The sequence below is a fragment of the Cupriavidus sp. DL-D2 genome (assembly GCF_039710735.1).
In the GTDB taxonomy this organism is placed as follows: domain Bacteria; phylum Pseudomonadota; class Gammaproteobacteria; order Burkholderiales; family Burkholderiaceae; genus Cupriavidus.
In genome coordinates, this window is record NZ_JBDKXK010000022.1 from 18,032 (window position 1) to 44,611 (window position 26,580).

22 protein-coding genes are annotated in these 26,580 nt (G+C 63.7%); 15 read left to right on the top strand and 7 right to left on the bottom strand.

The window, feature by feature from the left end:
* The first annotated feature begins 16 nt into the window (after positions 1-16).
* Positions 17-1,582, top strand: a complete 1,566-nt coding sequence (locus ABDB81_RS14610) for a phage integrase family protein (protein WP_346811787.1) — start codon at positions 17-19, stop codon at positions 1,580-1,582.
* On the opposite strand, the gene ABDB81_RS14615 is transcribed toward ABDB81_RS14610, so the two are convergent.
* Together ABDB81_RS14615 and ABDB81_RS14620 are read right to left on the bottom strand one after the other, a co-directional pair.
* Complete coding sequence (locus ABDB81_RS14615; protein WP_160474388.1) at positions 1,579-2,595, bottom strand: ParB/RepB/Spo0J family partition protein; 1,017 nt, start codon at positions 2,593-2,595, stop codon at positions 1,579-1,581. The genes ABDB81_RS14610 and ABDB81_RS14615 overlap by 4 nt on opposite strands.
* Before the next feature lie 4 nt (positions 2,596-2,599).
* Positions 2,600-3,244, bottom strand: a complete 645-nt coding sequence (locus tag ABDB81_RS14620) for an AAA family ATPase (RefSeq protein WP_249359451.1) — start codon at positions 3,242-3,244, stop codon at positions 2,600-2,602.
* Between ABDB81_RS14620 and ABDB81_RS14625 the strand changes: the two genes are divergently transcribed.
* Positions 3,192-3,317: a hypothetical protein gene (locus tag ABDB81_RS14625; RefSeq protein ID WP_283205144.1), complete on the top strand. Its 126-nt coding sequence runs from the start codon at positions 3,192-3,194 to the stop codon at positions 3,315-3,317. The genes ABDB81_RS14620 and ABDB81_RS14625 overlap by 53 nt on opposite strands.
* Positions 3,318-3,670: 353 nt before the next feature.
* A complete protein-coding gene (locus tag ABDB81_RS14630) occupies positions 3,671-3,874 on the top strand; it encodes a cold-shock protein (RefSeq protein WP_006159056.1) in 204 nt (67 codons plus the stop codon).
* Positions 3,875-3,982: 108 nt separating this feature from the next.
* On the opposite strand, the gene ABDB81_RS14635 is transcribed toward ABDB81_RS14630, so the two are convergent.
* Both ABDB81_RS14635 and ABDB81_RS14640 read right to left on the bottom strand, forming a co-directional pair.
* Entirely contained in the window at positions 3,983-5,077 is a 1,095-nt protein-coding gene (locus ABDB81_RS14635) for a replication protein RepA (RefSeq protein WP_137925896.1), read from the bottom strand.
* A 1,636-nt stretch (positions 5,078-6,713) separates the two neighbouring features.
* On the bottom strand, positions 6,714-6,917 hold the full coding sequence (locus ABDB81_RS14640; RefSeq protein ID WP_092139416.1) for a cold-shock protein: 204 nt from the start codon (positions 6,915-6,917) through the stop codon (positions 6,714-6,716).
* 303 nt (positions 6,918-7,220) lie between these two features.
* Here ABDB81_RS14640 and ABDB81_RS14645 point away from each other — a divergent pair, with 303 nt between their 5' ends.
* On the top strand, positions 7,221-8,549 hold the full coding sequence (locus ABDB81_RS14645; protein ID WP_346811789.1) for an NCS2 family permease: 1,329 nt from the start codon (positions 7,221-7,223) through the stop codon (positions 8,547-8,549).
* Positions 8,550-9,507: 958 nt separating this feature from the next.
* Complete coding sequence (locus ABDB81_RS14650; RefSeq protein WP_137925893.1) at positions 9,508-10,884, top strand: sigma-54 dependent transcriptional regulator; 1,377 nt, start codon at positions 9,508-9,510, stop codon at positions 10,882-10,884.
* Between the two features lie 161 nt (positions 10,885-11,045).
* Here the strand turns inward: ABDB81_RS14650 and ABDB81_RS14655 are convergent, their stop codons facing one another.
* Positions 11,046-11,378: a hypothetical protein gene (locus ABDB81_RS14655; protein ID WP_137925892.1), complete on the bottom strand. Its 333-nt coding sequence runs from the start codon at positions 11,376-11,378 to the stop codon at positions 11,046-11,048.
* Positions 11,379-12,230: 852 nt separating this feature from the next.
* Positions 12,231-12,434 (bottom strand): hypothetical protein, encoded by a 204-nt coding sequence (locus ABDB81_RS14660; protein ID WP_137925891.1) that lies wholly within the window; start codon positions 12,432-12,434, stop codon positions 12,231-12,233.
* Between the two features lie 228 nt (positions 12,435-12,662).
* On the opposite strand from ABDB81_RS14660, the gene ABDB81_RS14665 reads away from it, so the two are divergent.
* The 5 genes from ABDB81_RS14665 (at position 12,663) to ABDB81_RS14685 (ending at position 18,985) form a co-directional block, all read left to right on the top strand.
* Complete coding sequence (locus ABDB81_RS14665) at positions 12,663-13,658, top strand: YihY/virulence factor BrkB family protein (protein WP_137925890.1); 996 nt, start codon at positions 12,663-12,665, stop codon at positions 13,656-13,658.
* 128 nt (positions 13,659-13,786) lie between these two features.
* Entirely contained in the window at positions 13,787-15,379 is a 1,593-nt protein-coding gene (locus ABDB81_RS14670) for a peptide chain release factor 3 (RefSeq protein WP_137925889.1), read from the top strand.
* A gap of 153 nt (positions 15,380-15,532) precedes the next feature.
* The gene (locus ABDB81_RS14675) at positions 15,533-16,816 is read left to right on the top strand and encodes an MFS transporter (RefSeq protein WP_137925888.1); all 1,284 of its coding nucleotides are present in this window, start codon (positions 15,533-15,535) and stop codon (positions 16,814-16,816) included.
* A 234-nt stretch (positions 16,817-17,050) separates the two neighbouring features.
* Entirely contained in the window at positions 17,051-17,854 is an 804-nt protein-coding gene (locus ABDB81_RS14680; RefSeq protein ID WP_137925887.1) for a DUF3800 domain-containing protein, read from the top strand.
* A 222-nt stretch (positions 17,855-18,076) separates the two neighbouring features.
* Positions 18,077-18,985, top strand: a complete 909-nt coding sequence (locus tag ABDB81_RS14685; protein ID WP_137925886.1) for a mechanosensitive ion channel domain-containing protein — start codon at positions 18,077-18,079, stop codon at positions 18,983-18,985.
* 199 nt (positions 18,986-19,184) lie between these two features.
* Here ABDB81_RS14685 and edd read toward each other — a convergent pair whose 3' ends face one another.
* Entirely contained in the window at positions 19,185-21,011 is a 1,827-nt protein-coding gene (gene edd / locus ABDB81_RS14690) for a phosphogluconate dehydratase (protein WP_137925885.1), read from the bottom strand.
* Positions 21,012-21,276: 265 nt separating this feature from the next.
* Here edd and zwf point away from each other — a divergent pair, with 265 nt between their 5' ends.
* From zwf to ABDB81_RS14715, 5 genes are read left to right on the top strand one after another with little or no spacing between them, the layout of a single operon-like run.
* Positions 21,277-22,725 carry a glucose-6-phosphate dehydrogenase gene (zwf, locus tag ABDB81_RS14695; RefSeq protein WP_137925884.1) on the top strand — a complete coding sequence of 483 codons (1,449 nt, stop codon included), beginning with the start codon at positions 21,277-21,279 and terminating at the stop codon, positions 22,723-22,725.
* A 39-nt stretch (positions 22,726-22,764) separates the two neighbouring features.
* The gene (pgl, locus tag ABDB81_RS14700) at positions 22,765-23,454 is read left to right on the top strand and encodes a 6-phosphogluconolactonase (RefSeq protein WP_346811792.1); all 690 of its coding nucleotides are present in this window, start codon (positions 22,765-22,767) and stop codon (positions 23,452-23,454) included.
* Positions 23,451-24,449 carry a glucokinase gene (locus tag ABDB81_RS14705; RefSeq protein ID WP_346811794.1) on the top strand — a complete coding sequence of 333 codons (999 nt, stop codon included), beginning with the start codon at positions 23,451-23,453 and terminating at the stop codon, positions 24,447-24,449. The genes pgl and ABDB81_RS14705 overlap by 4 nt, the downstream gene beginning before the upstream one ends.
* Before the next feature lie 16 nt (positions 24,450-24,465).
* Positions 24,466-25,176, top strand: coding sequence for a response regulator transcription factor (locus ABDB81_RS14710; RefSeq protein ID WP_137925881.1), 711 nt, complete (start codon positions 24,466-24,468; stop codon positions 25,174-25,176).
* Positions 25,176-26,510, top strand: coding sequence for an ATP-binding protein (locus tag ABDB81_RS14715; protein WP_346811796.1), 1,335 nt, complete (start codon positions 25,176-25,178; stop codon positions 26,508-26,510). The genes ABDB81_RS14710 and ABDB81_RS14715 overlap by 1 nt, the downstream gene beginning before the upstream one ends.
* The last annotated feature ends 70 nt before the right edge of the window (positions 26,511-26,580 follow it).

Below are 26,580 nucleotides of genomic sequence, written 5' to 3' on the forward strand. Positions count from 1 at the left end.
GGGGACGTGGCCAAACATGGCGGATGATCGCGATACGCTGGCGGCAACCAAGCTCACGCGCACCGAATTTGCGGTGGTGCGGGCCTATGCGCAGGGCATGCGGCCGGTGGATATCGCCAATCGGTATCTGGTGGATCCGGACGATGACGAGGATCTGACCGAACATCAGGCGATTCAGCGCATCCTGGCGCTGCGCGACCGGTTGGTGCAGTTTGCGCTGCAGCATGACCGTCCCGATATCGCGGAAATGTTCGAAGCGCTGCGCGGGCGCTCCGATACCGGGATGTCGCGCCGGGTAGAGGCGCTCTCGTCGATCGAGCAGCTTGGGCAAGGCCGACCGTTACCGACGCATCCGGTGACGCTCTGGTTCGGCCCCAGCCTGGCTCGCCGCATGGTGGCAGCGGAATTGCGTACCGTGGCGGATCTGGTTGCGCTGGCCAATCGCCGGGGCAGCAGTTGGTGGCGTCACGTGCCAAGGATTGGGCGCCATTCCGCGGAAACCATCGTCAGATGGCTGCGCGCCAACGACGACGGCGCTGGGATGCGGCTGCGGACTTTTGTGCGCTCGCCTGGGGATAATGCGCCTTTAAAGGCACTTATTGCTTGTCCATTGGGGCCTTCGATGGCGTATCCCGTACCCTTTGAATCGATGTTGCCAGCGCCGCCGTTCAGTCTGGAACTGGCATGGGTCGGCGACTGGCTGAACACGCATCAGTCACGCAACACGTGGCTGAGCTATCGACGCGAAGCGGAGCGGCTGCTGCTCTGGGCAGGGCGGAACGGACTGTCATTGCGAGACCTGAATGGTGAATCGCTTGCCTCGTATCACGCCTTTCTTGCAGACCCCCAGCCTTCGGCGTTCTGGTGCGGCCCCGCCAGTCCTCGCGACAAGATGCATTGGCGTCCATTCGAAGGACCGTTGCGGGCGAGTTCTTGTGGGGCATCGCTGCGGGTGGCGCGGGTGCTGCTCAAGGAAATTCGTCGCCGGGCTGGCGAACCTGCACGGTCCGGCATCGGGTCACTGGGAGAGGCAAGACACGCGCTGAACGTTTCAAATGCAACGCCGGGCGTGTCGGTTGCGAATACGTTGACCGTGTCGCTTCCCATCCCCGCATTCCTCGACTGGCTCGCTCGGGACAACCCAAATCCACAACAGCGCGCCGCGCTTGCCGCCGCATTGCTGATTGCACGCCATGGAGTCCGGGTCGTGGAGTTGGCGGCGCTACGCTTGGGAGATGTGGAGTCGATTGGCGACAGCGGCCGGCTCTCGCTCTCGGCCAAAAGCGCCGCACGGCGGAAGCCCATGCTGCTGGAGCCTGAGGCGTGGGAGGCACTGCGCAAACACTGGGCTGACCGAGGGCTGCCCGACTTTGGCGAGCGCGACTGGAATGCGGAAGTCGCACTGCTCGCGCCGACAGCGTTTCCAGACACCGTGCGCGGGAACGCCAAGCGTGGGCAGCACTTGGCGGGCTACTCGGCAAGCGGCCTCGATCGGCTCTTGCGTGCGAGTTGGAAACGCTTCGCCGCAGCGCACGGCGGTGTGCCGGCGGACTTCTCGCCCGGCCGGCTCAGGTTGAATTAAAGCAACGTCTTGTCCAGGCCGAAGCGGGCCTTCAGGACTTCCAGCAAGTCTTCCCGCGCGTTTCGGTCGGTGAGCTGCACATCCAGCATCACGCGGCCCGAATCCCATTCCTTGATCGTGCCAAGCAGTTGGCCAGACTCAGTACGGATCTTGTATTGGCGGCTGATTTCCTTGACCTTGCGCGACTTGCCTTCCTGCATCTGCTTCCGGATCGATTCCACCTCGCGGCTGGACAATCCGTCGTTCATGATCCGGCCCGCCAGTTCGCGCGTACGGTCCTCACCTGCGAGCTTGAAGTACAGCGTGAGTTCGTACCCGGCCGCGATGCCGATGGCGCTCGGCCGTTCACGCATCACGGCAATCACGGAGTCCGGCAGCTTCAACAGCGCCAGCGTCTTGTTCACCGTGCCGGCCGACATCCCTGTCAGCTCACAGATTTCGTCTTCCTTTTGAACCTTGCCCTCATCCAGCAGCTGACGCCATGCGATGGCATTATCCAGCGCCGATTGGTCGGAGCGCTGTTCGTTCAGCAGGAACGACAGACGGTAGAAGTCGAGATCGCTGAGATCATTCTCGACAAAGCATTCCATCTCGAGCTTGCCGGCTGACGCCAGGGCACGCTTGCGATAGTGACCGTCGATGAGGATGAAGTGTCCGGGTCGCGTCGGATCCGGCGCAGCAAGACCAGGCGTTTTTTGTCCGTGCGTGGCAATCGACGCCGCACGTTCCTGCACGACGGCAGGATCATAAATGCGACGGGCGTTGAAGGGATTGTCGTGCAACTGGGCGATGGGAATGCGCGCCAGCACGCGCCCTTCCATCGCTTGCACCTCACTTTCAGCGCTGAAAGTTTGCGCCGCCTGGCCCACGCGTTGGCCCTGCAACAGGCCGTTCGGATGGTCAGAGAGTGCGGCCTCGGCCCGTGCAAACCGATCGACGGCGTCGTTCCGCGTCTTTTCTGCCGCCATCCCGGCGAGCATGCCTGCCTTCAGGCTCTTCAATTTCGTAGTCATTCCATTACTCAATCAGGGACAGTATCTCGTCCACCATCATGTCCACTTCCTGGATGGCTTCGCGCGCGCCCGGTACGCCGTGTACGGTGCAGCCCATGGCCAGGCACTCGCGGAATGCCGAGCGCGAACCGACCATGGAGTTCAGAAGCGGCACCTCTGGATCGTCGCCAAGAATCTCGATGGCCTGACGCGCGATCGAGACGCGGCGCTGAACCATGTTGGCCGCCACCCGAATTTGCAGCGTTTCATTCTGTACCTGGGCATGCTGCGCCAGTGTCTTGGCAGCCACGGCTGCCCAAAGATCCGGCGGAGACGGTACGACCGGAATGATCGCCAAATCCGAAATCAGCAAGGCACTCGACGGCGCCGCCGAATGTACCGCAGGCGGGCAATCCACCACGATGTAGTCGTAGTCGTTCATGAACTTCCGAACCTCCCGGTGCATGGCACCGCCGGACGGAGCCAAACCAATCACCGAGGCGGGAAACGGCCGTTCATCGCTGGCTTGCGCTGCCCAGCGCGTGGCAGTGCCTTGCTCGTCCATATCGACAAGCAGGGACCGCGCGCCACGCAGCCCCAGCGTTCCAGCAAGGTGCATGCTGACGGTTGTCTTGCCGCAGCCGCCCTTCTGGTTGAAAACGGTGATGATTTTTGCCGGCACTTCGGTCTCACTTTCAGCGCTGAAAGCGCCGGATGATGATGTTCAGTTAGCCGAACTTTAGCGAAATCGACTTTGCGCCACAACCCATTTTTCTGAGCATTTGAATAAAACACTGTAAAACGGCGCCGGACAATGGATACCCCTTAAGCAGGGCACGTGTCAGGCGCAGATTTCGCTACATCAACTGTGCGGGATTCTTCTTCTTGAAAAGCGGTAGAGAATCCGCCTAAAGTTAAGGTGGTGCGCATTACGCCGCACATGACACCGCAACACATTGTGGTTATGATGCCCGCTACAGTCGAGTCAAGTCGTGTTACCTCGTTGGCTTCCGTTCGGTATCTACGAGAACTCAGCGTGCTTGAACGGTTGTTTGCGTTGTGTGTAAAACGAACTTGCTTCGAAAGGAAATCTGTTATGGCAACCGGTACGGTCAAGTGGTTCAACGAGACCAAGGGTTTCGGCTTCATTACCCCCGATGATGGTGGCGCCGATCTGTTCGCTCACTTCTCCGAAATCCAGGGTTCCGGCTTCAAGACCCTGAAAGACGGCCAGCGAGTGACGTTCGAAGTGAAGCAGGGACCGAAGGGTCTGCAAGCCTCGGCGATCAAGCCGGCGTAAGCGGAACCACAGTGGCTGGTCAGGCGGGAGGTCTCCGGTCCGATCAGTGACGCAAAAAAGGCAAGCTCTCGCTTGCCTTTTTTGTTTGTGCAGCGCGGTTGGAAGCTGTCAGCCCAGCTTGCGCACGCTCGTGCGCGACGGCTGCAGAATGAGCGCCTTCGAGGAGTCAGCATCGACCTTGGCGCCCGGATAGACCACTAGCACATCCTTGAGCGCCTTGCGGAACAATGCACGGAACTTGCGCTCGCTCTCCGTCTCGGTCCCGAACTGCATTTGCAGCGCTTCCCACGGGATCTCCGTGCGGCGCTGGATGGTAAAGAACCGGTAGGTCAGCCACGAATAAACGTCCAGCGCAAATGGCGACTGCTTGAGCGCCTTCAGCGCGCGCATGTCGACCGGTACCGGACGATTCACCAGTTCGTTGAAAAACGGCTCAGACAGCACCACAAAGCTCTCGAACATCGAACCTTGGCCCGGCTGCATCGGGTCCCACCACGTCGACAACTGGTCGGCCAGCAGATAGCCCACGCGGTCGATCGACATCGGCTCGTGGTTGGGCGGCTGATTCGGCAATTGGATCGACTTGTTCTGCACGATGGCGATCGTCGCCGAGAACAAGCGGATCATCTGCTGGCGCACCAGCGTCATCGTGCCGCGCTTGCCACCCGTCGCCATCGGAATGCCGAGGTTGTACATGAACTCGGACAAGGAATTGCCAAGCGAAATGCGACGATCCTCCACCGTGCCGGTGAACTCGCCGCGCTTCTTCTTGGCCATGATTTCCTTGCCGATCCACGCCAGCATCAGCCGTGGATAGGATCCGTACGGATAGCCTAGCGAAACGGTTTCGGAAACCAGTTTCTGCTTGCCATTTGCCGCCTTTTCCGCGCGTTGCTGCGTGAAGTAGCCAGGCTGGATCATCAGCGAGATATTCCCGCTGGTGCGTGTCCACACAGGTGGCGCGCCCTTGGGCGCGCGATAGGGCAGCGTGACCTGCACACTGGCACGGCTAAGGAAGCCGACTTCGCCACTTTGCCACGCGTCCTCGCGTTCCATGGCCTGGGCTTCATCGAACAGGCGCTGGAATTTTTCGGACGGAACGATGGCGCTCTCGTTTCCAGGAACGATGATGCGCGACGGTTCGACGTCGGCGTCCAGCGTGGCACGTTCCGCTTCGGAGGCCATAGAGCGTTTGATCGGCATGTTGGTGATTTCGGATTACCCGCCTTTTTACGCGATCACGTATACGTTGTCACGCAGAAACGGGTACGTATACGCGATCAATGCCGATTCGCTGCGGTTGAGTGCGGTTGAGCCACGACTTCAGCGCCTGCTCTTGCGCAGGAGATCGCTTGGTGCATTCCTGCCGTCCGGGCTTTCAGCGTCTCGCTTGCCACAGGGGCTTCCTGGAAGCGGTCTGTTTCCTGGCCGGGTATCCGGCGACTGGCGAGATGACAGACACACGGTGGGCAGCCCGTCAGGGTTGTCCACGGTTGGCTGCTCATCCACTACAAGTAAACGATACCGATACGGGTTAACTACTCGTAAACCGTATACGGAGACAAAACAGAGTTGATTACAAACAGGTTTACATGCCTCTCCGTACCCGATTCTGCGCACTTTTGTACCTGTTTCTGCGAAGGGCCGAACCCGAATCTGCGACCGGGCGAACCCGTTTCAGCGTAAACAGCGAACCGGATTCTGCGGGGATAACCTGCTGATCCCACAGGGTTTTCCACAGCGGGATCGATAAAAAGCGTACCCGTTTCTGCGCCCCCGCGCTTGCTGCCCCTCCCGATCGTGTCTTGTGCCCGCTGTAGGGACGCTTATCCACGCAGAATCGGGTACGTTTTTGGCGCGCACGCTCTTGCCCACTGCGTTGGGATTGCGAAATCCGCACGCCTGGCGGCCCGATTCCGTACCCAATTCTGCGACAAAGGGCTTGGACGCTATTTTTCGACGGTGCGTACCCAATTCTGCGGCGTACCCGTTTCTGCGGATACCCGCATGGCGGGATCGGGAAAGCAAAAGCGTACCTGTTTCTGCGAGGCTGGTGCGCCTTCGCATTTGTCCGGGCGTACCCAATTCTGCGTGAAGCTGGATCGGGCGCCATGATGTATGGGCAACATTGCCCGCGTATACATCGTCTGCGGCGAAAGCTACCGCCAACTAGCGGTGTGAAACCGAGCGGTCGCCATTTCCGCACCGTACCCGTTTCTGCGGACGGTATACGTATACCTGCTGCCCGGCAGGTGCCACGACATGTCTCCTGAAACACCCACCGTACCCGTTTCTGCGGACCAACGGCTGCCAACTGCGTACCTGTTTCTGCGCCGCACTTTCTGACATGTGGTCTTGAGGGTGGAAAGGCACCTGGCGTACCCGATTCTGCGTGGATAACCAGACTGCCTAAAAGTGAGGCGGGATAAGCGCAGCCTGCCACGGCGTATACGCGACAAAAAGCGGGCCGAGCGTACCCGTTTCTGCGCAGATGCGACACGACTCTGAAGCCGGGCTGGCGTACCCATTTCTGCGGCGATCAAAACGCGGAGGAGGGAGTGCGTACCCGTTTCTGCGAACTCGACGGACGCGAGGCGCGTGCGCCCGTGACACAGTCGCGAGCCGCGTCGAATCAGCCCCGTGCGTGGCGTGGATCAGACGAATAAAGGATGGAGCCCGTCACGCGGATCGGCGAGAGGCGATAGAGGTTGAGCCCGATCGGGCTCGTGCCCGAGGTGGAGGGATGCTGCGGAGAGGTGGGAAGGACGAAAAAAAAACCCGCCGTCTCCGGCGGGTTCTTCACAACCATCGGCACGCCATCAAGGCATGCCGGCGGTCATTACATCGGGGTGATGTTAGCGGCTTGCAGACCCTTCGGGCCGTTCTTGACTTCGAACGACACGCGTTGGTTTTCCTGCAGCGACTTGAAACCATCAGCGCGGACTTCCGAGAAGTGCGCGAACAGGTCATCACCACCTGCGTCCGGCTTGATGAAGCCGAAGCCCTTGGCGTCATTGAACCACTTGACGATACCGGTTTGCATGATATTGCTTTCCAAAAAATGTGAAAAAAGAAACCGATGGCACACACCACCGTACTGCCAACTCAAGGAAAGGACACCATGGACAACCGAAGTACCAGACGGTGGCTAACGAATGAACTGTTGCCTCGTCGCTTGAATCTGCGCCAGATTTATACGGGGGATTGACGCGCCCGTCAAGGCAGGGGTTTTCCCCAGCGGGGACTGCCCCGTCCCGGTGCGCTTGTGGGATCATCCCGCCTTTCCCAAATTTGCCAGGAGCGAGTGGCCTTGCCGCTCCGCCCTGGAAGCACCTGGAGATCACCCATGTCAACGCCCGCCGCCGCGCCGTCCGCCGGCCTGCTCGAGCGCATTTTTCGTCTGCGGGAGCACCAGACCGATGTCCGCACGGAAATCCTCGCGGGGGTCACTACATTCCTGACGATGGCCTACATCATCTTCGTCAATCCGAGCATCCTTGGGGACGCCGGCGTGCCGAAAGATGCCGTGTTTGTCGCCACGTGCCTGGCGGCCGCCATCGGCACGCTGATCATGGGTTTCTACGCAAACTATCCCATTGCGATGGCGCCGGGCATGGGTCTCAATGCCTACTTCGCCTATACCGTGGTCAAGGGCATGGGGCTGCCGTGGGAAGCCGCGCTCGGTGCGGTGTTTATCTCCGGCTGCCTGTTCCTGGTTGTGACGCTGTTCCGCGTGCGCGAGGCCATTGTCCGGGGCATTCCGCCGGCGATCCGCGGGGCGATCACGGCGGGTATCGGCCTGTTCCTGGCGATCATTGCCTTGCACAGCGCCGGCATCATCAAGGGCCACCCTGCCACGCTGGTCACCATTGGTGACTTGCATCAACCGCCGGCCGTGCTGGCCATCCTGGGGTTCTTCGTCATCGTGGCGCTTGACCGCCTCAAGGTGAAGGGCGCGATCCTGATCGGAATCCTGCTGACCACGGTGCTCAGCTTCGTCTTTGCCGGCAACCAGTTCCACGGTGTGGTCTCGGCACCGCCGTCGATCTCGCCCACGCTGTTCAAGCTCGACATCTCCGCCGCGTTATCCATCGGCATCCTCAACGTGGTGCTGGTCTTTTTCCTGGTCGAGCTGTTCGATGCAACGGGTACGCTGATGGGCGTCGCCAACCGGGCCGGCCTGCTCAAGGCCGGCAAGATGGACCGCCTGAACAAGGCGCTGATGGCGGACAGCACGGCCATCATGGCCGGTTCGCTGCTCGGCACGTCTTCCACCACCGCCTATATCGAGAGCGCGTCTGGCGTGCAGGCCGGTGGTCGTACTGGATTGACGGCGGTGACCGTGGCGGTGCTGTTCCTGGCCTGCCTGTTCATCGCCCCGCTGGCGGGTGCCGTGCCGGCATATGCCACGGCGCCCGCGCTGCTATACGTGTCGTGCCTGATGCTGCGCGAACTGGTGGAGATCGACTGGTCCGATGTCACCGAGGTGGTGCCCGCCGTGTTGACCGCGCTGGGGATGCCTTTCACCTATTCGGTAGCCAATGGCGTGGCATTCGGCTTCATCTCCTATGCACTGCTGAAACTGCTGACGGGCAGGGCGAAGGATGTGCCGCTCATGGCGTGGATCATCGCCGCAGTCTTCCTCTTCAAGTTCTACTACCTGCCAGGCCACTGATCGCGCGTATCCGGCACTGCAACAGCGCAGGAACGGTGCTTGACCACACAACGGGGGACCGCCTGGCGCCGTCCCCCGTTTTTTTTGGCAGAGCCGATAGATGTGTTCAAAATGAAAACGATGACATTTTCGGCGCACCTCACCTGAACGCGTACCCGTTTCTGCGTCGGGTTACGCGAACGGCTGTTTCACGGCGTACCTGTTTCTGCGAGGAATGTGAGTGCTCATTTACCTAGTGGGCGCGGTAAAAAGGCGCTTTCACGTCTCATACAAAAGTATGAGACTTGGCTGAAAGCGAACATTCCGGGCTGGACAAAAGGGGTGAAATGCACTGAACTAGAACCGTGGCAAAAATTTGAGGGCGCGCAACGGCGCCCTTTCTTGACTCCGGGAAAAGGCGCCTGCCAGCTGGCCAGAGGTAGCGCGTTCCGCAGTCGGCCACGGTTGCCGGGACAGTACAAGGCAACCGGCCAAACGAGACCGTCAGGACAGGCGGCTTTCGCCACCACGGAAGAGAGCATGCGGATACACGCATGCCGACATCGTCTCTCCTATCGACTCGAATCGAGCAGGGACAGACCGAATAAAGACAGTTCGAATCCAGAACGAAGACAGTGGTAAACGCGAACGTGTAGTGCCGGGGGATGTTGTTCAACGGGGAACAGATCATGACCGCAGGAGAAATCCGGCGTCCCGCCATCGGGCCGATCCATCAATTCGCCAACCATTCGTTCCAGGCAGACTGGGCGGAGGTCGGTCACGTCCATGGCAAGCGGCGACTTGCATGTCGCGCTCGCGCCAGCGCACGACAATCACACAGTCCGTCCAGATCGTGAATCCCCAGACGTTGCGCGCGGAGCCATCCGCGCAGCCAGCGGAACCCGACCGGGCCGGGTGGCCCGCTGCCGCGCCTGCGGCAGGGCGTTCCGCAACCAACAAGAAGCCCAGGGAGAACGTCATGGACCGACTGTGCAAGGCGGCGACACGCTCCGCACAGATCGTGCTCGTGTCGCGGTACGAGGATTTTGGTTTCAATGCGAGCCAGTTTGGTTCGGGGTGGGAAATCCGCCGGGTTCAACAAGTCAGCGGCCTGGAGCGCGCGGTGCGAGGCAGCTCGCCCATGGCGGGCATACTCGACCTGCAATCGGCCTATAGCGATGCGGAGCTGACCCAGCTCGAACAGGGTCTGCAGCACCTGCATGTCATGTGGGTGGCTATCACGTCGACGGCCATGCTCGAGGATGAGCGCGTGCGGCGCCTGATCCGCGACTACTGCGTGGATTACGTACGCACGCCATTCTCGTTCGACGAACTGCTCTACACGCTCAAGCATGCGCACGGCATGGCCTGCCTGCATGGTGCGCGACTGCCGGAACCGCCTGCCGCAAAGGGGCCGATGATCGGCGAATGCCAGGCCATGCGCGTGATGTTCCGCTCGCTGGCCAAGGTGGCCCACAACGATGCGCCCGTGTTCATTTCGGGGGAATCGGGCACGGGCAAGGAGCTTGCCGCCCAGGCCATCCATGAAGCGTCGAGCCGTCGCAAGGGGCCGTTCGTGGCCATCAACTGCGGCGCGATTCCATCGCATCTGGTGCAGTCCGAACTGTTCGGCTACGAGAAGGGTGCGTTCACGGGGGCCAATGCGCGCAAGATCGGCTGGATCGAGCAGGCGCAGGGCGGCACGCTGTTTCTCGACGAAATCGGCGACCTGCCGCTGGAGAGCCAGGTGGCCCTGCTGCGTTTCCTGCAGCAGGGCACCATCACCCGGCTTGGTGGACACCAGTCGATTCCCCTGGACCTGCGCATCATCTCCGCCACGCACGTGGATCTGGTGCTCGCGCAGGGCGACGGGCGCTTCCGTCCCGACCTGTTCCACCGGTTATGCGTGCTGACGCTGACGATTCCGCCTTTGCGCGATCGCGGCGAAGACATCCTGCTGCTGGCAAACGCTGTGCTTGCCGAGCATGGCCACGAAGCCCATCGCCGTATTCGCGGGTTCTCGTCGTGCGCCACACAGGGCATGATGCAGTACGGCTGGCCGGGCAATGTCCGCGAGCTGATCAACCGCGTGCGGCGTGCCATCGTGATGACCGACAACCGTAAGATCACGGCCGAGGATCTGCAACTGAACGGTGGCGTGGAAGTTCCGCGCAAGACGCTCGATGCGATACGCGAGGAAGCCGAGCGCGAGGCGATCCGCACGGTGATGGCCAGCCATGGCTTTCACGTCGTGCCGGCGGCGCGCGAACTCAACGTATCGCGCGTGACGCTGTACCGGCTCATGCACAAGCACAACATCCGCGTCGATCTTCAGGCTGCGGCAACGGGGGAATAACGCGGGCGGTCAACGCACCACGTGCAGGCGTGCAGGGGTGTAGCGCCAAGGGGGATCCGGCGACGTCCGCTCGCCGGATCCCCTTTGTCCTTCCGCCCGGACAGCGGCGGCAGGCTAACGCGGCTTGGCCCGCGTAAGAACTCCCAAACTGACTTTCAATGTCAGGTCATGCCGATCTTGCCGCGTCGTCCACGCGGCGGCGCGCTCCCGTCCGGCGATGGCCTGCCCGGCACTACGTCATGCGGGTCCATCAGGTTGTCACGTGCCTGACGCTCGGCAGGCGCCGCAGCGGGTGGCGCAGCGCGGTCGTCCGGCTTGTACTGCATATCGCCCCAGGTCCAGCCGAACGCCCTCACATAGCTGTCATTGCTCACGGCCGCGTGGCTGTTTGGGTTGGCGTAGTCGGGGCGGTCGAACCATGCGTAGTTTCCGGCCAGCGCCGGGGCTGCCGCAGTCGAGAACAGTGCCATGGCGGCGGCAACTCTGGCGAACATGTGTGGCTCCCTCCCTTTTTATAAAAGGTGCCCGCCGGGGGACGGAGCACGTAAACCGGTTTAGGCCCGCACGCGCGAAAAAGCAACCGCCGGTTGCCGGGCCTGACGGAGATATCGCGGGCCGCCCGTCAATAAACGGGACACCCGTTGCGCTGCCGGCTGGCAGCGGTGGCCGCGCCTCGGTTGGCTGATGCACAGAACGACGCGGCAGGGCGTGCGGTCTGCCGTGGAGACGGCAACAGGGGCGGCGACAGCAACTCGCTGACAGTGGGGGCTGGGCCGGCAAGCCGATGGGCACGCCGACGCGCGTTCATTCGCGCTGGTGGATGACGCATGGCAGTGTGGTCTCCTGCGTTCTGTTCGAATCGTTATTGGACTCTGACTTCTCCCTGCACCGACTAGAGCGACAAGTGTGCCAATCGCCTGCAAACCATTGTTTGATAAGGCATTGGCGTGCGGCCTGGTGGAAAGCCGGGGCGAAATGGCGGGCTGCGGGCCGCAATCGGTTACGCCGATGCAACGACAAGCGGACGCTAGGTCGCGTCGGCTCGCTGACCGGCGTCCGATGCCTCTTCATTGGCCACGCCCGTGCGGAACCCGGGAACGCGACGCGACGAAAGAGTCAGGCCCTCAAGTGGGACGCGACGCCTTTCACATGGCGGAAAACAGACATCGATGTCTGCAATGGCGCCCACATGGCTGAAAGTGACGGGAAAATGATCCCCATGCGTCCGCACGCGAGCGTGCCATGGGCGGGCGTGCATCTGGTTGCAACGCTGAAACCCGCACGGGTCCGCAGAAACGGGTACGCCCGGATGCCTCGGGGGAACAGCGGCCGGCTGCTTTAGCCCATCAGCGAGGCGTGGCGGGGGCGCCGGAGGCCGCAGTGACGGGCGCGTTGGTGCCGGAAATCGGCTTGGGTCCCGGACCCGGTGCCGGGTTGCGTTCGCAGCCGGCCATCAGCGTGGCCCCCGCGGAAAGGCAAAGTGCCAGCAGTGCCGAACGAGCGACCACAGCACGCGCGGCGATCAGGCGCCGCACAAGAACATTGCGCATGGGAGAAGCCTCCTGTCATCGGCATGTGTGCCTTGCTTAACTACTGTAGCAGTGCAAACGGCTGTTGCGCGACAAGCGATCTATGATGGACCTACACATCAGACGCTGGCCGACAGACAACCCCGGTTGCACCGGTCAGGCTGATGAACGTGGCAGATGCGCCACCTCCGCGTGGGCTTCATCCCAGTCAGTAGGAGCCCGGGCAAGTCAGGACAGGACCGAAAACGCATGCATTCCGACAACGCGCCCGACCATTCGCACGCAGTGCCCCCTAAGCCGCAGCGCGGCCGTTGGCTGCCCGATCGGCATACCGGGACGCGCACGGTGCGCGTGGTGTCGGCATCCATTACCGCGTGGTTCGATCACAGGGCGGCGAGCAAGGGCGCCGCCCTGTCCTTCTACATGCTGTTCTCGCTGGCGCCGATCCTGGTGCTGGTGATATCGATCGCCGGGCTGTTCTTCGGTGCCGAAGCCGCGCGTGGCGAGATCTTCGCGCAGCTCGATGGACTGGTCGGCCCCCAGGGCGCTGCGGCGATCCAGGAAATCCTGGCCGCCACGCATCGTGCAGGTGGCAGCGGCGTGGCCGCGTTGATCGCGATGGGCATTCTCGTGGTGGGCGCCACCAGCGCCTTTGCCGAACTCAAGAGCAGCCTGGACGATATCTGGCAGGCGCCGCCGCCCCAGGGCGCGGGCTGGCAGAAGCTGCTACGTGCGCGGATGGCCTCGTTCAGCATCGTGCTGGCGCTCGCATTCATGCTGCTGGTGTCGCTGGTGGTCAACGCGGCGCTGGCCGTGGTCAACCGGTTCTGGGGCCAGCTCTGGACGGCCTCATGGTTTGCGCCAGTGGCGGACGTGATCTCCACCGCGTTCTCGTTCGCCGTCGTCACCGCCTTGTTCGCCACCATCTTCAAGATGCTGCCCAACGTGCGGATCTCGTGGAAGGACGTGCTGATGGGCTCGATCATCACCGCGTTGCTCTTCTCCATCGGCAAGCGACTGATTGGCCTGTATCTGGGCAACAGCGCCGTGGCGTCATCGTACGGTGCGGCGGGGTCGGTCGTGGCGTTGATGCTGTGGGTGTACTACTCGGCGCAGATTTTCTTCTTCGGCGCGGAGCTGACCCGCCAGTACGCGTTGCAGTTCGGCAGCCTGCGCGGGCATGATCCGGCGCGCGAAAACCGTGGCGTGCCAACCAGCACCCCGGCAGGCGGCGCGAACCGGTAAAATAGCGCCCCATCCGAAGCCGGGAATCGTTCCCGGACCGCCATCGCGCCCCAGCCGTTCCGCCTCGCCGCTGCCTGCAGCCGGCGCCAGTGCTGGCTTCGGGGCGCTACTACCAGGTTCCTCTAGCCGTGAGTTCGCTCGTTTCCGAAATTGCGCGTCGCCGCACGTTTGCCATTATTTCCCACCCGGATGCGGGTAAGACCACGCTGACCGAGAAGCTGCTGTGGTTCGGCGGCGCCATCCAGGTGGCCGGCGAAGTGCGCGCGCGCAAGGCCGACCGCCACGCCACGTCCGACTGGATGGAACTGGAAAAGCAGCGGGGCATTTCGGTGACCTCGTCGGTGATGCAGTTCCCGTACCAGCCGCGCGCCGATCTGCCGGAAAACATCGTGAACCTGCTCGACACCCCGGGCCACGAGGATTTTTCCGAAGACACGTACCGCACGCTGACGGCGGTGGACTCCGCGGTGATGGTGATCGACTCGGTCAATGGCGTGGAAGCGCAGACGATCAAGCTGCTGAACGTGTGCCGCCTGCGCGCGACGCCGATCCTGACGTTCATGAACAAGCTGGACCGCGAAGGCCGCTCGCCCATCGAACTGCTCGACGAAATCGAAGACGTGCTGAAGATCCAGTGCGCGCCGATGACGTGGCCGATCGGCATGGGCAAGGCGTTCCGCGGCGTGTATCACATGATCGACGACAAGGTGCAGCTGTTCGACCCGAAGGGGGAGAAGGGCACCTCGGCGCTGCTCGACGGCCTCGACAATCCCGAACTCGACCGCATCCTGGGCTCGCAGGCCGATGAACTGCGCATGGAGATCGAACTGGTGCGCGGCGCGTCGCACACGTTCGACCGCGAAGCCTTCCTGGCCGGCCGCCAGACGCCGGTGTATTTCGGTTCGGCCATCAACAACTTCGGTGTGCAGTCGCTGCTGGACGCGCTGTGCCAGCTCTCGCCGCCGCCGCTGGCGCGCCAGACCGAAACGCGCACCGTGGAGCCGCAGGAGGCCAAGTTCAGCGGCTTCGTGTTCAAGATCCAGGCCAACATGGACCCGCGCCACCGCGACCGCATCGCCTTTGTGCGCGTGTGCTCGGGCCGCTTCGACCGTGGCATGAAGCTGCTGCACGTGTCGCAGGGCAAGACCGTGGCCATCAACAACGCCATCACGTTCATGGCGCAGGACCGCAACACGACCGAGGAAGCCTTCGCGGGCGACATCATCGGCGTGCCCAACCATGGCACGATCCGCCTGGGCGATGTGTTCACCGAAGGCGAACCGCTGCGCTTCACGGGCATCCCGTCGTTCGCGCCGGAATTCTTCCGCCGCGCGCGGCTCAACAACCCGCTCAAGGTCAAGCAGTTGCAGAAGGGTTTGCAGCAGTTGGCCGAAGAGGGCGCCACGCAGATGTTCCGCCCGCTGGTCTCCAACGACCTCGTGCTGGGCGCCGTGGGCATGCTGCAGTTCGATGTGGTGGCGCACCGCCTTGAACATGAATATGGCGTCGATGCGATCTTCGAGTCGCACGAATGCGCGACTGCTCGCTGGCTCAAGGGCGACCCGGCCGAGATCGAAAAGCTGATCGACAAGGCCGGCCACAACGTGGCCCTCGACGGTGCGGGCGATCACGTCTACCTGGCGCCAAGCATGGTCAACCTGCGACTGACGCAGGAGCGTTTCCCGAACATCGAGTTCAGGGAGACGCGGGAAATCGCCTAATCCTGTTTGAACGCCTGCATCCACCGCGCCGGCGGGTAATGTGTCAATCACGATACAAAGCCAGTCGGCGCGTGTCCGGGTTCCCGGATAGAATCGGCGGTTTCGCCATGTACGCGGTTGCGTACATGGCACCCCCTCGCCGCCAACGCCCCCATGTCCTCCGCCCCCGCGCAGCCGGCCAATGAGCCGGACAACGTCTTTCGCGACCCCGCTTTCCGTCATTTCTGGTTTGCCCGGCTGTGTACCACCATCGGTTACCAAATCTTTACGGTTGCGGTGGGCTGGCAAATGTATGCGCTCACTAACGACGCGTTCATGCTGGGCATGGTGGGGCTGGTGCAATTCCTGCCGTCGATTGTCCTGCTGCTGATGTCGGGCCATGTGGCCGACCGGTTCGACCGCCGCATCATCGTCCGGACGTGCCAGATGCTGGAGGCGGTCATTGCGATAGCGATGGCGGTGGCCAGTTTCTCGGGCTGGATCACCAGCCAGTACATCTTCCTGTTCGTAGCCTTGATCGGCGGCTGCCGCGCGTTCGAAACGCCCACGCTGCAGGCGCTGCTGCCGAGCGTGGTCACGCCGCGCCAGTTGCCGCGCGCGGTGGCACTGGCCAGTTCGGCTGCGCAGGCGGCCATCATCATCGGCCCGGCACTGGGCGGGTTTGCCTATGTGGCCGGCCCCGGCGTGGTCTATTCGATCAGCGCGGTGTTGTTCGCGATTGCAGCGATCCTGGTGTTCACGCTGAAACTGCGCCAGGCACAGCAGAGGCTGACCACGCCGGTCAGTGTCAAGACGCTGTTTGCCGGGTTCGCCTACATCCGCAGCAATCAGGTGCTGCTGGGCGCCGTGTCGCTCGACCTGTTCGCGGTCCTGCTCGGCGGCGCCACGGCCCTGCTGCCGATCTACGCCAAGGACATCCTTCACACCGGCCCGTGGGGGCTGGGGTTGCTGCGCTCGTCCCCAGCCATCGGCGCATTGGTCACGGCACTGTGGCTGGCCCGACATCCGCTGAACCGACGCGTGGGCCGCGTGATGTTCAGCGCCGTGGCGATTTTCGGCGTGGCGACGATGGTGTTTGGCATTTCGAAATGGCTGCCGCTGTCGATGGCCGCACTCGTGGTGCTGGGCGCCTCCGACATGATCAGCGTGGTGGTTCGCCAGACACTGGTACAGCTCGATACCCCCGACGACATGCGCGGCCGGGTGGGTGCGGTCAACTCGGTCTTTATCGGCGCTTCCAACCAGCTGGGCGAATTCGAGTCGGGGGTCACCGCCGCGCTGCTCGGCCCAGTCGGTGCGGTGCTGCTCGGCGGGATCGGTACGATCTGCGTGGTGGCCGCCTGGATCAAACTGTTCCCGATGCTGACCAACCGGGATCGGCTGCATGACCATCAGGTGGAGGTTGTCAGCCAGGAGAAGGCGGCACCGGCACGTTGATGTTGCGGCGTGGCTACGACTTCCTGTGTTTGTGTGACCGCGGAGCGTACCCGTTTCTGCGTTACGTCAGTGTTTCGCGCTACGTCCGTTTTGGTCTGTTGCCCGCTAAGAATTAGCTACCTAGAATGCATCCCAACGCATTCGGTCTTGTACCGGGTGCCCAGCCTCCGAGGCCCGCAACGATCTGATCGTTGCGGGCTTTCGTGTTTTATAGCCGGCAGGAGCGAAATTCAGGTGCAGCACTACGTTGTTTATCTAGACGAATTCGGTCATATCGGGCCCTACGTTGCAAGAGACCACGCCAAGTACAACGACAGTCCGGTTTTCGGACTGGCGGGATTCATGCTTCCTGTCGCACAGGTGCGTGAGTTTGCCGTCTACTTCTACAAGTTGAAGTGCGGATTGCTCGCCTGGGATCTGATGCACAAGAATCCTCGCGATCTTCCCGCCTGTCGTTGGGAGAAGAAAGGCTCTGCATTGTTCACGGCCCGCAATGTGCAGATCTACCGGCCGTTGCGACAGGCAACCTTCCGATTGTTGAATCGAATTGCCGCCGTTGGTGGGCATGTTGTCTACACCGGAGAACGCAAGGCATCGCAGATGGGCGTGCATGTCTCGGCGGAGATGTTCAGGCGTCAACTTCTCTGCGCGATCAGGCAAGTGGACGGGCACTGCGCGCAGACGAATTCCACGTGTCTGGTTTTGCTCGACCAACAGGATGCAGGCGACGACTGGCGGGAGCGCAACGTCGAAGCATGCACTGTGGCGATGTTCGAAGGGGATGCGAAGTGCCGCAGACTGGTCGAGCCCCCCTTGCAAGGAGAGAGCCATCTCTTCCAGACCCTCCAATGCGCCGATTGGCTCTGCGGACTCATTGGCCGGCTAGCCGCACATGCTGCGGCACCCAACGAATACGCCGACTGGGCTGTATTTCACAAGTATTTCCATGATCGTGTCCGTGACGTGGCGTTGGTGAGCAGCGGTATCCGCCCGCCAGTTGAGGTCTTGGCTTCAGGGCCGGTTTCGGAACTGGGCTAGCGGGGAGAAGCGACCGGCACAATCTGCGCAGGAGTTGTAAAGACTTCACACACGGCGCCTCGGTTGGGAGAGGTGACGCTAGGGATTCCAAGAGGGGCCGGCGTGTGGCATGCGCCCGCACAACGGCCCACGCAGAAACGGGTACGCTTTTTCCTCTCGCCGGCCCGTTCTGGCACATCCTTCGCAAGTCTTGTCGGTTTTGCCATTTTCCGGAGCCGACGCATGGACTTGAATTTCATCGATCACGCCAAGCTGGAGGCCACCTGGGCCTATCTGGCCCAGTTCGCCGTCAGTCAGGGGTTGAATTGCCTGGCCGCGCTGGCGATTCTGCTGGCCGGGTGGTGGCTCTCCGGCCGGGCCGCGCGCGCGTTGCACAACGGTTTGCGGCACACCCATGTGGATGACACGCTGCGCCCGATGCTGGCCAGCGTCGCGCAATGGGTCGTGCGGGTGCTGACCGTGGTGCTGGTGTTGTCCCAGTTCGGCGTGCAGACGGCCAGCATCATCGCCATGCTTGGCGCGGCGGGGCTGGCGATTGGGCTGGCGCTGCAGGGAACGCTGCAGAACATCGCGGCCGGGATCATGCTGGTGTTGCTGCGGCCCTTTCGGGTGGGGCAGTACATCGACGCGCAAGGCGTGGCCGGAACCGTGCGCGAGACGGGGCTGTTCATGACCGAGCTGAAGACCTTCGACGGCGTCTGCCTGCGCGTACCCAACGGCAAGATCTGGGGCAGCCCGATCATGAACTACAGCGAGAACCCCACGCGCCGGATGGACATCGAGGTCACCGTCACGTTCGACAGTCCGATACAGGCGGGGCTCGACGCCCTTCGCGCCATGCTCGACAGTGACAAGCGGTTGCTCGAATCCCCGGCGCGCGAGGTCATGGTGGTGCGCTACACCGACCGTGGCGTCACGCTCAACGCGCGCTACTGGACGTCGAACGATGACTTCTGGAGCGTGCAGTACGGGATGTTCGCCAAGCTGAAGCGGACGATGGAGGATGCGGGTTGTCGAATCGCGGTGCCGGTGCAGGAGGTTCGGGTGCCGGAGGTGGTCGATGCAGACAATGAGCGCGAAGGCGGAGATGGGTATCGCGAGCGGATCTTGGTGTCGGGGAAGCCGAACTGAACGAGCTGAAACGTACGCAGAAACGGGTACGCTTTCTCTGCCGCTGACCTGCTCCCCTCTCCCGCGAAGTGGGAGAGGGGCTGGGGGTGAGGGCCCGGAGTCTCAACGCGCGATGGCGGAATTTTGAACCGCTAAGCCCTCACCCCCGACCCCTCTCCCGTAAGCGGGAGAGGGGAGACAGACGTTGGGAGAGCGCTAGTCATTCCTCCTCCCCAAACAACGAACAAGCCCCCGTTTCCGCCGTTCCCACATGCTTGCGGAACCCCCCAAACAGATCGCGCCCCACGCCATGGCGGTTCGGCGTCAGGTCAGGTTTATCGGCGTCGCGCGCAGAGAGTTCGGCGTCAGACACCTTCACCGTCAGCACACCAGCCGGGGCATCCACGCGCACGATATCTCCCGTGCGAACGCGCCCGATGGCACCCCCCGTCAGCGCCTCGGGGCAAACATGGATGGCTGCCGGCACCTTGCCCGAGGCACCCGACATGCGTCCATCGGTGACCAGCGCCACATGGAAGCCGCGATCCTGCAGCAGCGTCAGCGTCGGCGTGAGCTTGTGGAGTTCGGGCATGCCGCATGACGCCGGGCCCTGCCACGGCAGCACGGCGATAAAGTCCCGTTCGAGTTCGCCGCGCTTGAATGCCGCCAGCACGTCGTCCTGATGATGGAACACGATGGCAGGGGCTTCCACCACCTGATGCTCGGGCTTGACCGCAGAGGTCTTGATCACGCAGCGGCCCAGGTTGCCGTCGAGCACCTTGATGCCGCCATCGGGGGCAAACGCATTGCCGGGAGTACGCACGATGGTGTCGTCCAGCGGCTGCGTCGGGCCATCGGTCCAACCCAGCTTGCCGTCGCGCAGCGTGGGCTCGCGCGTGTAGTCGCGCAGGCCACGGCCGACGATGGTGTTCACGTCGTCGTGAAGCAGCCCCTCTGCCAACAGGCCCTGGATGACGATGGAGAGCCCGCCCGCCGCTTGAAACTGGTTCACGTCGGCCTTGCCGTTCGGATACACGCGCGCCAGCAGCGGTACGGCGGCGGAGAGTTCGTCGAAATCGTCCCAGGTCAGCTGGATGCCCGCCACGCGCGCCATGGCGATCAGGTGCAGCGTATGGTTGGTGGAGCCGCCCGTGGCCACCAGTCCGACGATGCCGTTGACGAACGCGCGTTCATCGAGCACCTCGCCAATCGGCATGTAGCGCTCGCCACCATGCACGAGTTTCAGCGCCTGCCGCGCCGATTCGCGCGTCAGCGCCTCGCGCAGCGGCGTGCCGGGATTGATGAACGCGGTGCCTGGCAGATGCAGGCCCATGATTTCCATCAGCATCTGGTTGGAGTTGGCCGTGCCATAGAACGTGCAGGTGCCGGGACCGTGATACGACTTGGTTTCCGCTTCGAGCAAGCCGTGCCGGTCGATCTTGCCTTCCGCGTAAAGCTGGCGGATGTGCGCCTTTTCCTCGTTGCCGATGCCCGTGGTCATGGGCCCGGCCGGCACGAACACGGCAGGCAGATGGCCGAACGAGAGCGCGCCCATCACCAGCCCCGGCACGATCTTGTCGCACACGCCGAGGTACAGCACGCCATCGAACATCTGGTGGGACAGCGCCACGGCAGTGGCCATGGCAATCACATCGCGCGAGAACAGTGAGAGGTCCATACCGTCCTGGCCCTGCGTCACGCCATCGCACATGGCCGGGGTGCCGCCCGCGAACTGCGCGGTGCCGCCAGCTTCGAGCGCGGCTTCCTTGAGCCATTGCGGATACGTTTGCAGCGGCTGGTGGGCAGAGAGCATGTCGTTGTAGGCCGATACGATGGCGAGGTTGGGCCGCTCCTGCGCCTTGAGCCGGATCTTGGCGTCGTCGGGCATCGCGGCCACGGCGTGGGCCAGGTTGGTACATGAGAGATTGCTGCGCTCGACCTTCTGGCCAGCCATGGCGCGGGTGCGGTCGAGATAAGCCTGCCGGGTCGGGGCACTGCGGGCCACGATGCGGGCCGTGACCCGTTCAAGGACGGGGTGTCGGGGCATGGGGATCTCCTGTGGGGGCGCTTCTCAGCGTAGCCGAAAACGGCGGACGCCACCGTCACGCAACTTTCATGCGCGCCGTCACACAATCCAAAGTGCACGCAGAAACGGGTACGCTCTGGCCCTCGATACTGCCTGGCAGCCTCGTCGCGCGCACAAGCGCGGGCGAGTGACGTAACATGGCCGGAGCATTTGGCTGGAACCAAAGCGCCGCCCGGCGAGACTCATAGTGCCGGGGGCAAACCCCCGCAAGGAGCCCAGGGTGAGCATGCCCGATTTCGACATGGTGCTGTTTGGCGGCACCGGTGACCTGGCGCGGCGCAAGCTGCTGCCGGCCCTTTTTGATGCGCACCGCTGCGGTGTGCTGCATCCCTCGGCGCGCATCCTGGCCACGGGAAGCCACGAGCAGACCACCGAACAGTACAAGGCCACGCTGGAAGACACCGTGCGGCCCGGCCTGGAACATGCCCCGCCCGATGCCTGGGCTTCGTTCCTCGACCGTATCTGCTACGTGCAGGCCGATGCCCGCCAGCCGGCCCATTTCGATGCGCTGGCCGAGAAGGTGCTGGCCCGCAAGCCCGAAGTGGTGGTTTGCTACCTGGCCACCGCCCCGCACATCTTTGTCCCGATCTGCGAACAACTGGCGCGTACCGGCCTGAACACGCCGAATGTGCGCGTGGTGCTGGAAAAGCCGCTCGGGCACGATCTGGAATCGTCCGAGGCCATCAACGCGGCCGTGGCGCAGTTCTTCGCCGAGGACCAGATCTACCGGATCGACCACTACCTGGGCAAGGAATCAGTCCAGAACCTGATGGCGATCCGCTTCGGCAATGCGCTGTTCGAGCCGCTCTGGCGCCGCGAGTGGGTGCAGGACGTGCAGATCACCATCGCCGAGGAACTGGGCGTGGAGAAGCGCGGCGACTTCTACGACCAGACCGGCGCGCTGCGCGACATGGTGCAGAACCACCTGCTCCAGATGCTGTGCATGGTGGCGATGGAGCCGCCGGCGAGCCTCAGCGAAGACGCCATCCGCGACGAGAAGATCAAGATCCTCAAGGCGCTCAAGCCGATCCAGCCGCAGGACGTGGCCGAGAAGACCGTGCGCGGCCAGTATCGCGCCGGCGCCATCGGCGGCAAGCCGGTGGTGGGCTACAACGAGGAACAGGGCATCGCCCCGGACAGCCGCACCGAGACGTTTGTCGCGGTCAAGGCCGAGATCGCCAACTGGCGTTGGGAAGGCGTGCCGTTCTATCTGCGCACGGGCAAGCGGATGCAATCGCGCGTGGCGGAGATCGTGGTGCATTTCCGCGATGTGCCGCACGCGATCTTCCCCAAGCCGCTGGGTTTGTCGCCGCAGAACCGGCTGGTGATCCAGTTGCAGCCCGAGGAAAGTATCAAGCTGTACTTCCTGGTCAAGCAGCCCGGCGACACGCTGGAACTGACACCCACTTCGCTCGATCTCGACTTCGCCACCTCGTTCAAGAAGCGCCGCGCCGGTGCCTATGAGCGCCTGTTGCTGGACGTGATTCGCGGCCGGCTCGGTTTGTTCGTGCGTCGCGACGAGCAGGTGCAGGCGTGGCGCTGGGTGGAGCCGATCATCGACACCTGGGAACAGAGCACGGTGCCGCCCAAGCCGTACACAGCAGGCACCTGGGGCCCGGCTGCTTCGTCCGCGCTGATGTCGCGCGACAACGCGCTGTGGCACGAGGAAGTCTGACGCGTCGCTGAACACCCAAACCCACCCACAGGAGCCTCCATGCGCCAGTTCGAACATGCCACCGTGATGGACCAGGCCGAATCGCTGGCGATGTCGATCGGCCACGCGTTGGAACTCGTGATCAAGGCCAAGGGCTGGGCGGTGCTGGCGGTGTCGGGAGGCAAGTCGCCGCTGCCGATGTTCGAGCGGCTGCGCTATCGCCCGATCCGCTGGGATGCCGTTACCGTGACGCTGGTAGACGAGCGTGCGGTGCCTCCCGATCATGCGGACAGCAATGGCGCGATGGTGCGCAACCATCTGCTGCGCGAAGGCGCGGGCGTGGCGGGCTGGGCGCCGTTGATCCTCGACGAGGCCGAGGCGGCCGATCCGCAGCGCGCGTTGCAGCGCCTCAACGCCCCGTTCCACCAGCCCGATGTGTTGGTGCTCGGCATGGGTGAGGACGGGCACACGGCCTCGCTGTTCCCGGAATCGCCCGAGCTGCAGGCGGCGCTGTCTGAACCGCAGCCGGGCTACATGGTTGCGCACCCCGGCACCGCGCCCCATGCACGTGTGACGCTGAACCTGGCCGCGCTGCTCGCCGCCGAGCGTACCTTCCTGGCCGTCTCCGGCGACAAGAAAAATGCCGTGCTCGAACGCGCGCTGGCCGCGCCCACGCCCGCGCTGCCGGTCAGCGTGGTGCTGGCGCGCCATCGGCGCGGTGTCGATATTTTCCGAACCGAGAACACATGACACACGGATACCCGCGCCTGCTGGCCGATGTCGGCGGCACCAACGTGCGTTTTGCGCTGGAGACCGCGCACATGCAGATCGGCGAGGTCACGGCCTACAAGGTGGCCGATTACCCGTCGCTCGAAGCCGCCATGCGCCGGTATCTGGAGACGCTGGCCGCAAACAACCAGCCGCGCCACGCGGCCATCGGCCTGGCCAACCCGGTGACCGGTGACCACGTCAAGCTGACCAACCACAACTGGGCGTTTTCGATAGAAAACATGCGCGACGCGCTGGGGCTGCACACGCTGGTGGCCATCAACGATTTCACGTCGCTCGCGCTGGCGCTGCCATGGCTGCCTGCCGAGGGACTGGTGCAGGTGCGCGAGGGCACGCCCGTTGCCACAGCGCCTCGCGCGCTGATCGGTCCCGGCACCGGGCTGGGTGTGTCGGGCCTTGTCCCGGCACCGGGCGGCGGTGCGGTGGCGTTGGCAGGCGAGGGCGGCCATATCGAGGTGATGCCCGATACCGACGACGAATGGATTGCCTGGCGTGCCGCCCATGCGCAACTGGGCCGGGTGTCCGCCGAGCGCCTGTTGTCGGGTATGGGCCTCTCCCACATCCACGCCGCCCTGTCCGCAGAAACGGGTACGCTTTTGTCCGAACCGCTGACTCCGGCACAGGTCACCGAGGGGGCACTGACGCAGGGCGATCCCTTGTGCCGCCGCGCTTTCGACGCGTTTTGCGGCCTGCTGGGCTCGGTGGCCGCCGACGTGGCGCTGGTGCTGGGCGCGCGCGGCGGGGTGTATATCGGCGGGGGCATCGTGCCGCGCTTCGTCGATGCATTCCGCGCATCGCCCTTCAATGCCCGCTTCACGGACAAGGGCCGCATGGGCAAGTATCTGGCCGAGGTCCCCGTGTACGTGATCACGGCCGACTATCCCGCGCTGCCCGGGCTGGCGCGAGCGCTGGCCGACCGGCTCGAAGGCGATATGCGCCACGCCGCCCGCTCCTGAGACATCGAAGATCAACATGCGTGTATTGCTGGTGGAAGACGACGCCATGATCGGCGAGAGCGTGAAGGTGGCGCTGCGCCAGGAGGGCTTTACGGTGGATTGGGTGCGCGATGGCGACGCAGGACTCGATGCCGCCACGGACCAGCACGGCCCGCGCGCCGATGGTGGCTATGACATCGTGCTCCTTGACCTGGGTTTGCCGCGCCGCTCCGGGCTCGACGTGCTCAAGGCCCTGCGCGCACGCAACGTGCGTACGCCCGTGCTGATCGTCACTGCACGCGACGCCGTGGCGGACCGCGTGGCCGGACTCAACGCCGGCGCCGATGACTACGTGATCAAACCCTTCGACCTGCAGGAGCTGGTGGCGCGCATGCACGCGATGGCCCGACGCGCCGAGGGCCGCGCGGAGCCGGAACTGCGCTATGGCGACATTGTTCTGAGTCCCTCGACCCGCGAGGCGACACTGGCGGGCGTGCCCGTGCGGTTATCCGCCCGGGAATACGCGCTGCTCTCCGCCCTGATGGCGCGGCCTGGCAAGGTGTGGTCCGTGGCGCAGTTGCAGGAGCGGCTGTATGGCTGGGATGACGAGGTGGGCAGCAATACCGTCGAGGTGTATATCCACGCGCTGCGCCGCAAGTTTGGCGCCGCAGTGATCCGCAATATCCGTGGCGTGGGCTACCTGATGCCGCAACTTGACGGCGGGGCGCCGGAACAGGCGGCGGACTGATGCGCTCGATTCAACGAACCCTGCTCTGGTGGCTGGCTGCCGGACTGATTGCCGGCATCGCCGTGGCCACGGCACTGATCTACGGCCAGGCGCGGCAGGAAGCCAACGCGCTGTTCGACTACCAGATGAAGCAGGTGGCCGCCGCGCTGCCGAGCCAGTTCTCGGTGCCGGTGATGCCGCCGTTCGGCGCCAGCGATGGCGCATCGGCCGACCTGCTCCATGCCGATGAAGACGTGGTCATCCATATCTGGGATGGCTCGGGACGCAGCCTCTACCTGTCTCACGCGCAACCGGTGCTGCCGGCGCGCGCGGAGCTGGGCTTCTCCGATGCGCGGACCGAATCGGGCGAATGGCGCATCTACAGCGTGCAACTGGGGCCTGCCGTCGTGCAGATCGCCCAGCCGCAGAGCGCACGCCGGACGCTGGCCGCGCACATGGCGCTGCGCACCGTGGCGCCACTGCTGCTGTTGCTGCCGCTGCTGGCGTGGCTGATCTGGCTGGCCGTGGGGCGCGGTTTGCGGCCCCTGCGCGAGATTGCCACGGAAGTATGCGCGCGCGATGCCAATACACTGGCACCGCTGGCCGTGCGCGACATGCCCGATGAAATCGCGCCGCTTTCCGCCGCGCTGAACCAGTTGCTGGCGCGGCTGGCGCACGCCATCGACACGCAGCGCGCCTTCGTGGCCGACGCCGCCCACGCGCTGCGGACCCCGCTGACCGCGCTGCAGCTTCAGGCCCAACTGGTGGAGCGCGCGGACAGCGCCGAGGCACGGCAGGCGGCCGTGGGCCATCTCAAACAGGGATTGGAGCGATTGACCCACCTTGTGGCGCAGTTGCTGACGCTGGCGCGGCAGGAACCCGGCGCTGCACCGCCGCCGCATGAACCGGTGAATTTGCGCACGCTGGCGGGCGAGGTGGTGGCGCACATGTCGCAGGCTGCCATCGATCGCGATATCGACCTCGGGCTGGAAGAGAGTGGCGCGCAGGGGCCGGTCACGATCCGCGGCGATGCGGACGCGCTACGCATCCTGCTGACCAATCTCGTCGACAACGCGCTGCACTACATCCCGAGGGGCGGGCGCGTGGATGTGCAGGTGGCCCATACCGCTGAAGGGATCGAACTGACGGTCACGGACAACGGCCCAGGGATTCCGGCTGCTGAACGAGCGAGGGTGTTCGATCGGTTTTATCGCGTACCCGATGCGCCGACTGGGGGCAGCGGACTAGGTCTGGCGATCGTGGCCGAGGTGGCGCAGTCGCATGGGGCTCGGGTGGCGCTGGAGGATGCGGCGCCGGGGCTGCGGGTGAGGGTGGTGTTTCCGGTGGTGGGGTAGGCTTTCGCCTCCCGCTCGGTTTTGCTCCCCTCTCCCGCGAGCGGGAGAGCAACCGTGTCAAGCAGGTCGG

What these genes read in the sequence shown, in the direction of transcription:
- ABDB81_RS14650 (WP_137925893.1), top strand. Translation starts at nt 9,508, where the DNA reads ATGGACCGACTGTGCAAGGCGGCGACACGCTCCGCACAGATCGTGCTC.
- ABDB81_RS14660 (WP_137925891.1), bottom strand. Translation starts at nt 12,434, where the DNA reads ATGCGCAATGTTCTTGTGCGGCGCCTGATCGCCGCGCGTGCTGTGGTC.
- ABDB81_RS14675 (WP_137925888.1), top strand. Translation starts at nt 15,533, where the DNA reads ATGTCCTCCGCCCCCGCGCAGCCGGCCAATGAGCCGGACAACGTCTTT.
- pgl (WP_346811792.1), top strand. Translation starts at nt 22,765, where the DNA reads ATGCGCCAGTTCGAACATGCCACCGTGATGGACCAGGCCGAATCGCTG.
- ABDB81_RS14715 (WP_346811796.1), top strand. Translation starts at nt 25,176, where the DNA reads ATGCGCTCGATTCAACGAACCCTGCTCTGGTGGCTGGCTGCCGGACTG.
- ABDB81_RS14635 (WP_137925896.1), bottom strand. Translation starts at nt 5,077, where the DNA reads ATGCCGATCAAACGCTCTATGGCCTCCGAAGCGGAACGTGCCACGCTG.
- ABDB81_RS14610 (WP_346811787.1), top strand. Translation starts at nt 17, where the DNA reads ATGGCGGATGATCGCGATACGCTGGCGGCAACCAAGCTCACGCGCACC.
- ABDB81_RS14630 (WP_006159056.1), top strand. Translation starts at nt 3,671, where the DNA reads ATGGCAACCGGTACGGTCAAGTGGTTCAACGAGACCAAGGGTTTCGGC.
- ABDB81_RS14665 (WP_137925890.1), top strand. Translation starts at nt 12,663, where the DNA reads ATGCATTCCGACAACGCGCCCGACCATTCGCACGCAGTGCCCCCTAAG.
- ABDB81_RS14615 (WP_160474388.1), bottom strand. Translation starts at nt 2,595, where the DNA reads ATGACTACGAAATTGAAGAGCCTGAAGGCAGGCATGCTCGCCGGGATG.
- ABDB81_RS14710 (WP_137925881.1), top strand. Translation starts at nt 24,466, where the DNA reads ATGCGTGTATTGCTGGTGGAAGACGACGCCATGATCGGCGAGAGCGTG.
- ABDB81_RS14655 (WP_137925892.1), bottom strand. Translation starts at nt 11,378, where the DNA reads ATGTTCGCCAGAGTTGCCGCCGCCATGGCACTGTTCTCGACTGCGGCA.
- ABDB81_RS14685 (WP_137925886.1), top strand. Translation starts at nt 18,077, where the DNA reads ATGGACTTGAATTTCATCGATCACGCCAAGCTGGAGGCCACCTGGGCC.
- edd (WP_137925885.1), bottom strand. Translation starts at nt 21,011, where the DNA reads ATGCCCCGACACCCCGTCCTTGAACGGGTCACGGCCCGCATCGTGGCC.
- zwf (WP_137925884.1), top strand. Translation starts at nt 21,277, where the DNA reads ATGCCCGATTTCGACATGGTGCTGTTTGGCGGCACCGGTGACCTGGCG.
- ABDB81_RS14645 (WP_346811789.1), top strand. Translation starts at nt 7,221, where the DNA reads ATGTCAACGCCCGCCGCCGCGCCGTCCGCCGGCCTGCTCGAGCGCATT.
- ABDB81_RS14625 (WP_283205144.1), top strand. Translation starts at nt 3,192, where the DNA reads ATGCTGACGGTTGTCTTGCCGCAGCCGCCCTTCTGGTTGAAAACGGTG.
- ABDB81_RS14640 (WP_092139416.1), bottom strand. Translation starts at nt 6,917, where the DNA reads ATGCAAACCGGTATCGTCAAGTGGTTCAATGACGCCAAGGGCTTCGGC.
- ABDB81_RS14705 (WP_346811794.1), top strand. Translation starts at nt 23,451, where the DNA reads ATGACACACGGATACCCGCGCCTGCTGGCCGATGTCGGCGGCACCAAC.